The organism is Pseudomonas sp. SWI44 (assembly GCF_002947915.1).
Lineage (GTDB): Bacteria > Pseudomonadota > Gammaproteobacteria > Pseudomonadales > Pseudomonadaceae > Aquipseudomonas > Aquipseudomonas taiwanensis.
The window spans coordinates 971,279-984,383 of the sequence record NZ_CP026674.1 but is presented as its reverse complement, the minus strand read 5'-3'; the positions used below and the strand labels follow the sequence as shown (position 1 = coordinate 984,383).

Annotated in this window: 13 protein-coding genes and 1 pseudogene; 6 read left to right on the top strand and 8 right to left on the bottom strand. The window is 63.6% G+C overall.

The genetic code is table 11. From position 1 onward, the window contains the following. The first annotated feature begins 63 nt into the window (after positions 1–63). Positions 64–867, top strand: a complete 804-nt coding sequence (locus tag C4Q26_RS04880) for a lipopolysaccharide biosynthesis protein (protein WP_104882833.1) — start codon at positions 64–66, stop codon at positions 865–867. 74 nt (positions 868–941) lie between these two features. Here C4Q26_RS04880 and C4Q26_RS04875 read toward each other — a convergent pair whose 3' ends face one another. Then, a complete protein-coding gene (locus C4Q26_RS04875) occupies positions 942–1,943 on the bottom strand; it encodes an NADP-dependent oxidoreductase (RefSeq protein ID WP_023379307.1) in 1,002 nt (333 codons plus the stop codon). Between the two features lie 243 nt (positions 1,944–2,186). Between C4Q26_RS04875 and C4Q26_RS04870 the strand changes: the two genes are divergently transcribed. Beyond that, the gene (locus C4Q26_RS04870) at positions 2,187–2,948 is read left to right on the top strand and encodes an SDR family oxidoreductase (protein ID WP_104882832.1); all 762 of its coding nucleotides are present in this window, start codon (positions 2,187–2,189) and stop codon (positions 2,946–2,948) included. On the opposite strand, the gene C4Q26_RS04865 is transcribed toward C4Q26_RS04870, so the two are convergent. Then, positions 2,945–4,111 (bottom strand): MFS transporter, encoded by a 1,167-nt coding sequence (locus C4Q26_RS04865; RefSeq protein ID WP_023379310.1) that lies wholly within the window; start codon positions 4,109–4,111, stop codon positions 2,945–2,947. The two genes, C4Q26_RS04870 and C4Q26_RS04865, sit on opposite strands and share 4 nt — an antisense overlap. A gap of 413 nt (positions 4,112–4,524) precedes the next feature. Between C4Q26_RS04865 and C4Q26_RS04860 the strand changes: the two genes are divergently transcribed. The 3 genes and pseudogenes from C4Q26_RS04860 (at position 4,525) to C4Q26_RS28670 (ending at position 7,980) form a co-directional block, all read left to right on the top strand. Then, positions 4,525–5,922, top strand: coding sequence for a PLP-dependent aminotransferase family protein (locus C4Q26_RS04860; RefSeq protein ID WP_104882831.1), 1,398 nt, complete (start codon positions 4,525–4,527; stop codon positions 5,920–5,922). A 117-nt stretch (positions 5,923–6,039) separates the two neighbouring features. Beyond that, positions 6,040–7,071: pseudogene (locus C4Q26_RS28675) on the top strand (methyl-accepting chemotaxis protein); the annotation flags it as partial. 27 nt (positions 7,072–7,098) lie between these two features. Next, a complete protein-coding gene (locus C4Q26_RS28670; protein ID WP_371919412.1) occupies positions 7,099–7,980 on the top strand; it encodes a methyl-accepting chemotaxis protein in 882 nt (293 codons plus the stop codon). 297 nt (positions 7,981–8,277) lie between these two features. Here C4Q26_RS28670 and C4Q26_RS04850 read toward each other — a convergent pair whose 3' ends face one another. Further along, on the bottom strand, positions 8,278–9,474 hold the full coding sequence (locus tag C4Q26_RS04850; protein ID WP_104882039.1) for a benzoate/H(+) symporter BenE family transporter: 1,197 nt from the start codon (positions 9,472–9,474) through the stop codon (positions 8,278–8,280). Between the two features lie 144 nt (positions 9,475–9,618). Here C4Q26_RS04850 and C4Q26_RS04845 point away from each other — a divergent pair, with 144 nt between their 5' ends. Beyond that, positions 9,619–10,221 (top strand): glutathione S-transferase family protein, encoded by a 603-nt coding sequence (locus tag C4Q26_RS04845; protein WP_023379317.1) that lies wholly within the window; start codon positions 9,619–9,621, stop codon positions 10,219–10,221. A gap of 60 nt (positions 10,222–10,281) precedes the next feature. Here C4Q26_RS04845 and C4Q26_RS04840 read toward each other — a convergent pair whose 3' ends face one another. The 5 genes from C4Q26_RS04840 to C4Q26_RS04820 form a co-directional block, all read right to left on the bottom strand. Continuing rightward, the gene (locus C4Q26_RS04840) at positions 10,282–10,647 is read right to left on the bottom strand and encodes a glutaredoxin (protein ID WP_023379319.1); all 366 of its coding nucleotides are present in this window, start codon (positions 10,645–10,647) and stop codon (positions 10,282–10,284) included. Between the two features lie 59 nt (positions 10,648–10,706). Further along, positions 10,707–11,252: a GTP cyclohydrolase I FolE gene (gene folE, locus C4Q26_RS04835; RefSeq protein WP_023379320.1), complete on the bottom strand. Its 546-nt coding sequence runs from the start codon at positions 11,250–11,252 to the stop codon at positions 10,707–10,709. Between the two features lie 71 nt (positions 11,253–11,323). Next, on the bottom strand, positions 11,324–11,884 hold the full coding sequence (locus C4Q26_RS04830; protein ID WP_027907245.1) for a Smr/MutS family protein: 561 nt from the start codon (positions 11,882–11,884) through the stop codon (positions 11,324–11,326). A gap of 92 nt (positions 11,885–11,976) precedes the next feature. Next, the gene (locus tag C4Q26_RS04825) at positions 11,977–12,297 is read right to left on the bottom strand and encodes a hypothetical protein (RefSeq protein ID WP_023379323.1); all 321 of its coding nucleotides are present in this window, start codon (positions 12,295–12,297) and stop codon (positions 11,977–11,979) included. Positions 12,298–12,384: 87 nt separating this feature from the next. Beyond that, a complete protein-coding gene (locus C4Q26_RS04820) occupies positions 12,385–12,975 on the bottom strand; it encodes a cysteine hydrolase family protein (RefSeq protein ID WP_023379325.1) in 591 nt (196 codons plus the stop codon). Between the last annotated feature and the right edge of the window lie 130 nt (positions 12,976–13,105).

Below are 13,105 nucleotides of genomic sequence, written 5' to 3'. Positions count from 1 at the left end.
TTGGATGGTTCTTGGTAAACGTTTTGTGTATAGTCCGCCGCGCACGATTTCAGTGGAGGCACGGTGGAAGTACTCAGCGTCAAGAGGCAATCTCTTTGGGGGCCTGTAAGAGATTTCGCAACATGCCGTGGTATCGCCAAAGGGCCGGTGTTTATTGTCGCCTCTGGCTCCTCAGCCAAGGATTTTCCCTTCCAGCGATTTGCCGACATTCCGATGATCACGCTCAACGGCGCGATCTCGATGTTCGAGGGTAGCGGTATCCGTCCGTTCTTCTATGTATGCACGGACACCGGATTCCCTCGGCAGCAACCTGACCTTTACGCCAGTGCTCTTTCGCTGAGCCGCCGGCTCGCTCTTTGGCCGGACGAGATTGAAGCGGCCCAGACTTCGACCAGTGCTGAAATCTACCCACTAACCAAGGCAAGCCGCTCGACCCTTTACGAATCGGCGTTCAATCCACAGCCGGACCTGGTACGCAGCCGTGAATTCTGGCGTTCGCGCTCACGGACATTGGGCTTCAGCAAGGACCTATCCGCTGGCTATTTCGACGCCCGGACCGTTGCCTATGCCGCATTGCAGATTGCCTACCACGTAGGGTTCACGCAGGTGTTCCTGGTGGGCGTTGATCTGACGCAGGCCGCTGGACGTTTCTACGAAACGGCGGGACGAGCTATTTCGCCTTGTGGCCTGGACGATTACTTCGAAAGCCGCATCTTGCCATCGATGAAGTTGATGGCTGACCGTGTCGTGGACGAACGCTTCTCCGTCTACAACCTGTCGCAAACCTCCAGGATTCCGGACGCAGTGATCCCAAAGGTGTCCGTCGAGCAGGCTGAAGACATCATCTTCTCCGGGTTCAGCTTCTAACCGACAAGCCAAGCCAACGGGCGCAGCGTTCATGCAAGCGTTGCGCCCACCGGGTCATCGGAGAGGGGAAGCTATCAAACCTTCAACACCAACTTCCCAAAATTCTCCCCACTGAACAGCTTCAACAACGTCTCTGGAAACGTCTCCAACCCTTCCACCACATCCTCTTTGCTCTTCACCTTCCCGCTGGCCAGCCACCCGGCAATCTCCTGAGCGGCCTTGCCATACTCCTTGGCATGGTCCATCACCACGAAGCCTTCCATGCGCGCCCGGTTCACCAGTAGCGCCAGGTAATTGGCCGGCCCTTTGACCGCTTCCTTGTTGTTGTACTGGCTGATGGCGCCACAAATGACGATGCGTGCCTTGAAGTTGATGCGGGTCAGCACGGCATCGAGGATCTCGCCGCCAACGTTGTCGAAGTACACGTCCACGCCTTTCGGGCACTCACGCTTGAGGCCGGCGAGCACGTCTTCGGCCTTGTAGTCGATCACGCCATCAAAGCCCAGTTCGTCCTTCAGGTACTGGCACTTCTGCGCGCCGCCGGCAATACCGACCACACGGCAACCTTTGATCTTGGCGATCTGCCCGACGAGGCTGCCCACCGCGCCCGCAGCGCCAGAGATCACCACCGTCTCCCCAGCCTTGGGTTGACCGACGTCGAGCAGGGCGAAGTAGGCGGTCATGCCGGTCATGCCCAGTGCAGAAAGGTAACGGGGCAGGGGGGCGAGGCGTGGGTCGATCTTGTGCAGGCCCTGGGGCTCGCCGGTGAAATAGTCCTGTACGCCGAGGGCACCGCTGACGTGGTCGCCCGGCTTGTAGTCGGGGTGGCGGGAGCTGATCACTTCGCCCACGCCCAAGGCCCGCATCACCTCGCCCAGGCCAACGGGCGGGATGTAGGACTTGCCTTCGTTCATCCAGCCGCGCATGGCCGGGTCCAGCGATAGGTAGAGGTTGCGCACCAGAACCTGGCCGTCGCCCGGCTCGGCGGCAGGCACCGCCTCGAAGGTGAAGTCGTCGCGGCGCACGGCACCGACCGGGCGTTTGGCAAGCAGGAAGCGGCGATTGGTGTGGGTCATGACAGGTCCTTTAGGCAGGTGGATGGCTCAATTTACCTTGCTGATGCAGGTGGGTCAGTAACATCACTGACAAGCATGTTAGCCCAACTGCTGCCTTGATGATGCTGCCCAGCCTAAAGGCGGTCTGACTAGACTCTGCTCGATATCCGATGAGCCTTCATCGCCGGCCAGCCGGCTCCTGCAACGGCCTCGGAACCCTGTAGGCGCCGGTGAGGCCGGAGCATCCAACCCAAGGAGCGAGCTATGAGCATGACCTTTTCCGGCCAGGTAGCCCTGGTCACCGGCGGCGCGGCGGGCATTGGCCGGGCGACGGCGCTGGCCTTTGCCCAAGAGGGCCTCAAGGTGGTGGTGGCCGACCTGGATGAGGCGGGCGGCGAAGTGACGGCCATGCGCATTCGCGAGGCGGGTGGCGAAGCGTTGTTCGTGGCCTGTGACGTGACTCAGGAAGCGCAGGTGCGCCAACTGCACGAAAAGGCCATCGAGGCCTACGGGCGGCTGGACTACGCCTATAACAATGCCGGCATCGAGATCGAGCAGGGGCGCCTGGCCGAGGGTAGTGAGGCGGAGTTCGACGCCATCATGGGCGTCAACGTCAAGGGGGTGTGGTTGTGCATGAAGTACCAGCTGCCGTTGCTGTTGGCGCAAGGCGGCGGGGCGATCGTCAACACCGCATCGGTGGCGGGGTTGGGGGCGGCGCCGAAGATGAGCATCTACAGCGCGTCCAAGCATGCGGTCATTGGCCTGACCAAATCGGCCGCCATCGAGTATGCGAAGAAAGGCATTCGGGTGAATGCCGTGTGCCCGGCAGTCATCGACACCGATATGTTCCGCCGCGCCTACGAGGCCGACCCGCGCAAGGCCGAGTTCGCTGCGGCGATGCACCCGGTGGGGCGCATCGGCAAGGTCGAGGAAATCGCCAGCGCGGTGTTGTACCTGTGCAGTGATGGCGCGGCGTTTACCACTGGGCACTGCCTGACGGTCGACGGCGGCGCGACGGCCATCTAGGACGACGCCTGGGCTGCCAGCTGTGCCGGGCGTGCGCCGCGTACCAGGGCCACGGCCACACTTGCGCAGCCCAGTAGCAATGCCAGCCCGAACACCACCAGTGCCAGCCGCGGCCCGAGCCGGTCGCTCAGCAACCCGGTGAAGATCACCGGCAGGCTGAAGCCGAAGTAGGCCAGCAGAAAGAACCCGGCGCTGGCGCGGGTCTTTTCTGTGCCGGCCAGGTGGTTCACTGCCGCTAATCCACCCAGGTAGATGAACCCGTAACACGCACTGCTGGCGGCGACTGCACCCAACAGCACTGCCGCCAACTGCCCGTGGTCGGCTCCCCAGGCCAGTAAGGCGTAGCTGCACGGTAAAATCGCAAGTCCCAGCAGAGTCGCTTTGCTGCTGGCCATGCGGCGTGCCATGGGCTGGAACGCCAACCCGCAAGTGATCACGCAAAACGTCGAGACCCCCGACCATTCACTCAGGCCGTGCTGGCGCAAAATGCCTGGCAACAGCGCAATCACCAGCCCCGAGCAGGCCCAGGCCAGCAGAATCGCAAAGCCATAGGCAACGCTGCCTCGGGGGTAGAAGGGCAGGCGCAGCATGGCGCCGCGTTGCGCCTGGCGTGGGTCGGGCAGGCGCCACACCAGCAGCACGGCCAAGGCCGCAAGTAGCAGTTGCAAGTGGAAACTGCCGGGTGTGAGGCTGGCTTCGTGCAACAGGAACAGGCTGGTCAGCGCCGCCCCCAGGCCAAAGCCCAGGGAGGTGCTGGCGGTCACCCAGGTGGCGGCGCGTGCGCTGTGGTCGGCGCCCATCAGTTCGCCCATGTAGGCGGTCGCCGTGGCGGTGGCGAGGCCAGTGCCAAGGCCCAGGCACAGGCGCGCCAAGGCGAGGGTGTGCAAGCCGGGGGCAAGCAGCATGAGTGAGGTCGCGATCATCGACAGCAACAGCGCGGCAATGATCAGTGGTCGTCGCCCGATGCGGTCGGCGAGGCCGCCCAGGGCCAGCAGCACGGGAATGACGCCCACCACGTAGGCGGAGAACGCCACGGCAGTGGCGGCGGCGCCTTGGCCGGAGAGGTCGGCGTAGGCGATGTACAGTGGGGCTGGCAGGTTCACCGCAAGGGTGATCAGGCACAGGGCGAAGGCCAGCAGGGCGGGGGTGGGGTGCGGGGGCATGGTGTTCAGGTCCTGAGTTTATTGGGTTTGCCACAACTTTTTTGGGTGCCTAGCAGATCGAGCGCCGCCCGCGCGGCGCATCGCGAGCAAGGCTCGCTCCTACGTTTGTTTCGGGCCAGTTATGCCTGTGGGATATGCGCGCGACCGCTTTGGCGCATCGTTCGATATCGAGTCGTACCAACAAGTCGGTCGCGCGCGCCTGTCACAGGCGTTATTGGCCCGAAACAAACGTAGGAGCGAGCCTTGCTCGCGATGCGCCGCGCGGCGCTCGATTTTCGTGGCACCTCAAAGCTCAAGTCAGGCCTCTTCTCCAGAATTCCGGTTAGGGTGTCAGTGCGCCCATGCCCCTCACAAGACACACCCCGCATCGATTTATGCTTAACTGTTCGCCAAAAAACAGCGAACACTTGCCCATGCACATCCCCCTGGACCGCGACAGCGCCACCCCTCTGGTGCAGCAACTCACCCAGCACCTCCAAACCTGGATCACCCAGCAGCGCCTGCGCCCAGGCGCGCGCCTGCCGTCGATCCGCACCCTGGCCCGCGACCAGTGCGTCAGCGCGTCCTGCGTGATCGAGGCGTACGACCGCCTGGTCGCCAGCGGCTGGCTGGAGGCGCGCCACGGTACTGGCTTCTTCGTCGCCGAGCGCAAGCCGGGCCTGGCTCTGGACGATGAGCCGACCTGGGGCGAGGCGGGAGATGGCAGCTGGCGCCAGTTCCGTGAAGGTCATGACGAGCTGGTGAAGCTGGGCTGTGGCTGGTTGCCCGCCGCCTGGCGCGCCCACGAAGCACTGACCCATGCCATACGCCAGGTCAGCCGCGCCAGTGCGCAGGACCTGTTCGACTATTGCCCGCCCCTGGGCCTGGCCAGTCTGCGCCAGCATTTGCACAAGCGTCTGGCGCGCCAGGATATCAACGCCGGCCCCGAGCGCATCCTCACCACCCAGGGGGCCAGCCATGGCCTCGACTTGCTGGTGCGCACGCTGCTGCGCCCAGGTGACACGGTGTTGGTGGAAAACCCTGGCTACTTCAATCTGTTCAACCTGCTGCGCCAGCACCAAGTGCGCATGTTGCCGGTCCCTCGTACCGTCGACGGCCCATGTGTGGCCACGGTCGAGCGTTTGCTGGCCGAGCACCGCCCACGCTGCCTGTTCGTCAACAGCTTGTACCACAACCCCACCGGCACCAGCCTCACACCCAAGGTCGCCTACCGTCTGCTGGAACTGGCCCGCGAACACGACCTGCGCATCGTCGAGGACGATATCTACGCCGACTTCCAGGAAGGGCCGGCCACGCGGTTGGCGACCCTCGACAGCGAACAGCGGGTGATCTACCTGGCCAGCTTCTCCAAGACCCTGAGCAGTTCGCTGCGGGTGGGCTACATGGTGGCCGATGCACCGCTGCTGGCGCGCCTGGCCGAGTTGAAGATGGTCACCGGCATCGGTACTTCGCGTTTTGCCGAGCAGGTGGTCGGGCAGATGCTCGCCAATGGCAGCTATCGCAAGAGCACCCAGCGCCTGCGGGTGCGCCTGGGGCAGCACATGGCCAGGCTGCTGGGGCAGCTGGAGCAGTTCGGCTGGGAGGTGTTGTGCGAGCCCTGTGGCGGTATGTTCGTTTGGGCACGGGTGCCGGGACTGGAATTCGCGCGCCTGGAGCAACTGGCGCGCGAGCACGACGTGCTGCTCACCCCCGGCAGCGCGTTCGACTACCAGGGCGCTCCCAGCCCATGGCTGCGCATCAATGTCGCTTACGGGCAGGACTCTCGCGCCCAGGCCTTCTTCCAGCACGCAGGACGACCTTCAGCACGCTGAAAACGACACGTTCATAGCTATTTGACACTATTCTGACGTCAAGCCCTTGTGAGCAGGCCAGCGGCATTGCCACTCTTGGCTTTCGGCAAAACCTGACAGGGTGAGGGGAGATCGGCAATGGGCGCGACCAGGCACGGTATTCTGGCCAATCTGGGCATGGCCCGCAAAATGGGCCTTGGTTTTGCCTTGGTGCTGTCGTTGACAGTCGCGGTGGCGGGCATCGGTGTCGTGGCGTTGCACGGTGTCGGCCAACGGTTCGATGGCCTGCGCCAACTGGCCCAGTTCAACACCGATTTATTGCGCTTGCGCCAGCATGAACAAGCTTTTGCGCTGCGCTCCGATATCAAGGAGGCCGAAGCCTTGCGTGCAGGCCTGAAGGACCTCACCGAGCGTGCGCGCAGTTTGCCGGCATTGAGCGGTGCACCCGCTGAGCTCGACGCCTACGGCCAGTCCTTCGAGGCTTTCGTCGAAGTGGTGCAGGCCAAGGAGCTTGCGTTGGACATGGCCAGTTGGGCGGTGTCCAGCGTGGCCAACAACCTCGACGTGCTGCAGTCAGGCCTGGCCGACGATGGTACCTATACCCTGAAGCAATCCCAGGGCCAGCAGGGCGGCGAATTCCTTGAGCAGGCGACCCAGGTGGCGCAGGTGTCGCGATTGATGCTGCAGGCCATGGACGAAGCCCGGGTGCGCCTGGATAAAAGCCGCAAGGGCGAGGAGCAAGGCAGCCAGGAGCGTATCGCCCAGACCGTCGAGGCTGCCAGCTTGGTCGATCAGCTCAAGGGTGCCATTAGCGATGCCGGCTATCAGAGCGTGCTGGGTGAAGTGGCCGGGCACATCGGCAGTTTCTCCGACAAGCTCAACGAATACACCGACCTGCTGGGCAAGGAGCAGGGCATCAAGGCCCAGTTGCAGGCGCGCGCGGCCCATGTCACTGACTTGGTCGACCAGGCCTACGTAGGCCAGGAAAAGGCCATGCAGGGTGAACTCTCCCGAAACGCCCTGGCCATCGCCCTGGCCACAGGCCTGGCCTTGCTGGTCGGGATAGTGGCAGGCTGGCTGATTACCCGTGCCGTGGTCGGCCCGCTCAAGCGCGTGATTGGCCGCGCCCAGCGCATCGCCGCGGGCGAGCTGAGCCTGGAGGAGGAAGCACCTCGTCGTGATGAGGTGGGGCAACTGATGCAGGCCATGCAGCAGATGGCTGCCGGTTTGTCAGGCGTGGTCAGCGGCCTGCAGCAGGGGATCGAGCAATTGGCCGGCAGCGCCCAGGCGTTGTCGGCGGTCACCGAGCAGACCAACCGCGAGGTGGGTAGCCAGAAAGAAGAAACCGAGCAGGTGGCCACTGCCATGCAGCAGATGACCGCCACCGTGCACGATGTGGCGCGCAACGCCGAAGAGGCGGCTCAGGCGGCGCAGTCGGCCGACGACAAGGTTGGCTCCGGGCAGCAGGTGGTGCGCCAGAGCATGCAGCGTATCGAGCAGTTGGCCGCTGCGGCGGAGACCGCCAGCGCCGGTATCGACAGCCTCAGCGCAGAGATCCACACCATCGGTGATGTGCTGGCGGTGATCAAGAGCGTGGCCGAGCAGACCAACCTGCTGGCGCTCAATGCCGCCATCGAGGCGGCGCGGGCAGGGGAGCAGGGGCGTGGCTTCGCGGTGGTGGCCGACGAAGTGCGGGCCTTGGCCCGGCGTACCCGGCAATCCACCGATGAGATCGAACGCCTTGTCGCCAGCCTGCGCGGCAATGCCCAGCAATCGGTCGAGCAGATCCGTGGCAGTACCGAGCTGGTGCGCCTGGCGGTGGCCGATGCACTGCAGACCGAAAGCGCCTTGGGCAGCATTGCGGTGGCGGTGTCATTGATCCAGCAGATGAATCAGCAGATTGCCGCGGCGGCCGAGGAGCAGAGTTCGGTGGCCGAGGAGATCAGCCGCAGCGTCACGCAGATTCGTGGGAGTGCCGATCAGGCGGCATTGGCCATGCAGGACAATGCCCGGTCCAGTATCGAGTTGGCGCAGTTGGGCAGTGACCTGAAGGGGATGGTGGGGCATTTCAGGTTGTAGGGGATGGGGGGTTGGCGGGGTTGGCGCGGTTGGCGGAAGATTTTTGGTGTTTTTGAGATCGAGCGCCGCCCGCGCGGCGCATCGCGAGCAAGGCTCGCTCCTACGTTTGTTTCGGGCCAGTAACGTCAGTGACAGGCGCGCGCGACCGCCTTGTTTGTACGACCCCAATATTGCGCCGTGCACCAAAGCGTTCGCGCGCAAATCTCACAGGCATAACTGGCCCGAAACAGACGTAGGAGCGAGCCTTGCTCGCGATGCGCCGCGCGGGCGGCGCTCGATCTCAACCGCGACCAATCCCTACCGCCGTACCTCCCGCGGATTCAGGATCATCAACGTAATCACCCCCGCCACGATCCCCCAGAACGCCGAACCGATCGAGAACAACGTCAGCCCCGACGCGGTCACCATGAAGGTGATCAACGCCGCCTCACGCTCCCGCGCCTCGCTCATGGCCACGCTCAACCCGTTCATGATCGAGCCGAACAACGCCAAGGCCGCAATCGACAACACCAGCTCTTTCGGCAACGCCGCGAACAGCGCCGCCAGGGTCGCGCCGAACACCCCCGCAATCCCGTAGAAAATCCCGCACCACACAGCTGCGGTGTAGCGCTTACTGGGGTCTTCATGGGCATGCGGCCCGGTGCAGATAGCGGCGCTGATCGCCGCCAGGTTCACCCCGTGGGAACCAAACGGCGCCAGCAGCAACGAGGCGAAGCCGGTGGCCGAGATCAACGGCGAGGCCGGCACCTGGTAGCCATCGGCACGCAGTACCGCCACGCCAGGCATGTTCTGCGACGTCATCGCCACCACGAACAGCGGGATACCGATGCTGATGGTCGCCGCCAGCGAGAAGCTCGGGGTGGTCCACACCGGTGTGGCGACCTCCAGCGTGAAGCCGCTGAAGTCCAGCAAGCCCAGGGCCCCGGACAACGCTGTGCCCACCAGTAATGCCGCCAGCACGCAGTAACGCGGCGACAGACGCTTGACCAGCAGATAACTGAAGAACATCCCCAGCACCAGCAGGGTGCGATGTTGGGCTGCGACGAAAATTTCACTGCCGATCTTGAACAGAATACCCGCCAGCAGGGCCGAGGCCAGGGACGCCGGGATGCGTTTGACCAGGCGCTCGAAGCTGCCGGTCAGGCCGCAGACCAGCACCAGCACCGCGCAAGTGATGTAGGCGCCGATGGCTTCGCTGTAGCTCACCCCGCCAAGGCTGGTGATCAGCAGCGCCGCGCCTGGCGTGGACCAGGCCACGGTAATGGGCGTGCGGTAACGCAGCGATAGGCCGATGCTGCAGATCGCCATGCCGATCGACAGCGCCCAGATCCACGACGAGATCTGCGCGCTGGTCAGTCCGGCTGCCTGGCCGGCCTGGAACATCAGCACCAGCGAGCTGGTATAGCCGGTGAGCATGGCGATGAAGCCGGCGACCACCGCCGAAGGGGAGCTGTCTGCCAGGGGCCGCAGGCGTGCGGATGTGGCGTGGGGCATGGGTAAGTCCTTGTACGTGGATTAGCCGTTTTTTGCAGACTAACGCGAGCGCGACCGATGCTTGCGATACAGCAGGCATTGCAATTAGCCGTACAGTCGCGAACTATTGGGCACAATTGCGCAACTGCACGGGAGAAATGGGCGATGTACAAGGTTTACGGGGATTACCAGTCGGGTAACTGCTACAAGATCAAGCTGATGCTGAGCCTGCTCGACCTGCCGTATGAATGGCACTCGGTGGATATCCTCAAAGGAGAGACCCAAACGCCCGAATTCCTGGCGATGAACCCCAACGGCAAGGTCCCGGTGCTCGAGCTCGAGGATGGCACCTGCCTGTGGGAATCGAACGCCATCCTCAACTACCTGGCCGATGGCACTGAGTTCCTGCCCAGCGAGCCACGTTTGCGTACCCAGGCGCTGCAATGGCAGTTCTTCGAGCAGTACAGCCATGAGCCGTACATTGCCGTGGCGCGTTTCATCCAGTTTTACCTGGGCCTGCCGGATGAGCGTGTGGAGGAGTACCGCAAGCTGCACAAGGGCGGCTACAAGGCGCTCAAGGTGATGGAGCGCCAATTGCAGATGACGCCGTACCTGGTGGGGGATCAATATTCGATCGCCGATGTGGCGCTGTATGCCTACACCCACGTGGCGCATCAGGGCGGCTTCGATCTGGCCGATTACCCGGCAGTGCGTGACTGGTTGGCCAGGGTGGCCAGCCATCCGCGTCATGTGCCGATGAGCGAGTGAACCTGGCCTCGCCTCTTCGCCGGTTTACCTCCGCGAAGAGGCGAGCGGTCGCTATCAGGCTTACGCGAACCGCTTGTCCAGGTAGGCAATGATGTCCTTGGACTCGTACATCCAGGTCACCTTGCCCGCTTCTTCGATACGCAGGCATGGCACCTTCACCCGGCCCCCGCCTTCCAGCAGTGCCTGACGGTGCACAGGGTCGTTCTTCGCGTCGCGCAGCGCCACCGGCACGTTCAAGCGGTGCAGGGTGCGGCGTGTCTTGACGCAGAACGGGCAGGCATGGAACTGATACAGCGCAAGGCCACTGGCCTGCTGCTCGACAAGCGTCTGGGCGGCGGCATCGCGTTTGCGCTTGGCCGGGCGGCTGATCCAGTCGCCGAACACGATAAGCTGGCCGAGGCCGACCCGCAGGGCTTTGACGATCATGGGCAACTCCTGAAAATGCAAAAGCCGACCCATGGGGTCGGCTCGAGGTTACGTGCCGATCACTTGATCAGGCTGAGGAACTCGCTACGGGTGGAGGCGTTTTCGCGGAATTCGCCCAGCATCACCGACGTGAGCATGGTCGAGTTCTGCTTTTCCACACCGCGCATCATCATGCACATGTGCTTGGCTTCGATCACCACCGCCACGCCAGCAGCGCCGGTCACCTGCTGCACGGCCTCGGCGATCTGGCGGCTGAGGTTTTCCTGGATCTGCAGGCGACGGGCGAACATGTCGACGATACGGGCAACCTTCGACAGGCCCAGCACCTTGCCCTTGGGCAGGTAGGCCACATGGGCCTTGCCGATGAACGGCAGCATGTGGTGTTCGCACATCGAATACAGCTCGATGTCGCGTACCAGCACCATCTCGCTGTTGTCGGAGCTGAACAGCGCGCCGTTGGTGACTTCTTCCAGCGTCTGCTCGTAACCGCGGCAAAGGTATTTCATCGCCTTTGCAGCCCGCTTGGGCGTGTCGAGCAGGCCCTCACGGGAGACGTCCTCGCCGAGTTGGCTGAGGATCTCGGTGTAGTTCTGTTCCAGGGACATGGATCTACCTGTGGGTAAAAAATCGCAAAAACGAAGGGTACGGCGGCAAAGGCGGCGCTGCAAGCGCGGCGTTATTCGTCGCGGCCTTCCATCATGGTTCGCTTGAGCATTACATACACGGCACCAGTACCGCCGTGGCGGGCCTGGCAGGAGGTGAAGCCGAGCACTTGCGGGTGCTGGCGCAACCAGGTGTTGACGTGGCTCTTGATCATCGGGCGCTTGCCATCGAGGCGCGCGGCCTTGCCGTGGGTGACGCGCACGCAGCGCACTTCCAGCTTCGTGGCTTCGGCGATGAAGGCCCACAAGGTTTCACGGGCTTTTTCCACGGTCATGCCATGCAGGTCGAGGCTGCCCTCGAAGGCGATCTGGCCAAGCTTGAGCTTGCGGATCTGGCTTTCCTGAACGCCGTCACGGCGCCACATCAACTCATCCTCGGCACCCACGTCGATCACGAACTGGTCGGACAAACCGTCGATGACCAGCGCCTGATCGCTGCGCACGGTCGCCGCTTGGCGCAGGCCAGCCAGTTGCTTGCGATCGGCCTTGGGCTTGCCGACGTCGGCGCGGTCGTGCTTGATCGGCTTGACGCCGCGGACCTCGGCGTGGAACAGGGAAAAGTCGTCGTCTTGCATGATGCCTCCACGTGGGCGGCGTAGTTTACGCGACTGCGGGCCGCTGTGCAGCCTTGTGTCGCCAGTGCTGGCCTGTCGCCGGCGCAGCTCACTCAGTCATGCTTCTTCATCAGGTGCGGTGCCAGGTTCAACTCGCGCCCGCGACGCAAGCGAATGCGGCTGCGCCGCCAGAAGCGCACGCCCAGGTACAGCATGGACAGCCCGACCACGGTCAGGATGGCGGACAGCGGGCGGTTGGCGTTGAGCTCGGCCAGGGCAGGGTAGTTGCCCAGCAGGCCGGCGACGCCAGCCATGGCCAGCAGCACGCCAAGTGTCGCCAGCAGGGCCGAAAGGCCAGCAGCCAGGCGAGCGCCCCAGTTACGCGGCTCTCGCGTACGCAGGTGTTTGGCATCGAAACTGCCTTTGAGCTTCATTCCGAGTTCCTCTGTAGGTAGCCGGAATTGGACCTGGCGCCCGCCCTTGGGTTCCGCCCGTGTGCCGGGCGGTCATGCCGGCCGGGGTCAGATCAGGCTGGCGGTCGGAGCGACACAAGCGAAGTTGTCGGCCATCACGGCCATTTCGCACTGGTGGATCTGTGCAGCCGGAATCACGCTGTCCTTGAACGCCAGGTCGCGTGTCGCCGAGGCGTCTTCCACCAGCGTGCAACGGTAACCATAGTCCTTGGCGCGGCGCACGGTGGTGCTGACGCTGGAATGGCTCATGAACCCGCAGACGATCAGGTCCAGGTGCCCCAGCTCCTGCAGGGTCTCGTGCAGTTTGGTGTTCTTGAAGGCGTTGGGCATGCGTTTTTCGATGACGATTTCACCCTCGCGCGGCTCCAGGCCCGGAATGAACTGGCCGGCAGGCCCCTGCGGGTCGAAGCGGCCGCCGACGGTACCGAGGTGGCGGACGTGGATGATCGGACGGCCAGCCTTGCGGGCGGCGTCGAGCAACCTGGCGATGTTGGCCACGGCCTCGTCCATGCCCGACAGCATGAGAGGACCGCTCAGGTACTCTTTTTGTGCATCGATGACGATCAGGCTGGCTTGGCTCAGCTTGGCCGGCGGATAGTCGCGGCCAGTGAGGCGGAACATCGTGGTTGGAACGGACATCAAGGGCTCCTTGGGTAGGGCTTTTGTATACCTATTCTCCCTTGCCTTGGCGCCAATGGGAATGGTTGACATCGCAGGCAGCATGGTTACTGGCCTGTGGCGGATCGCCGGTGACGCGCAAGGAACATTT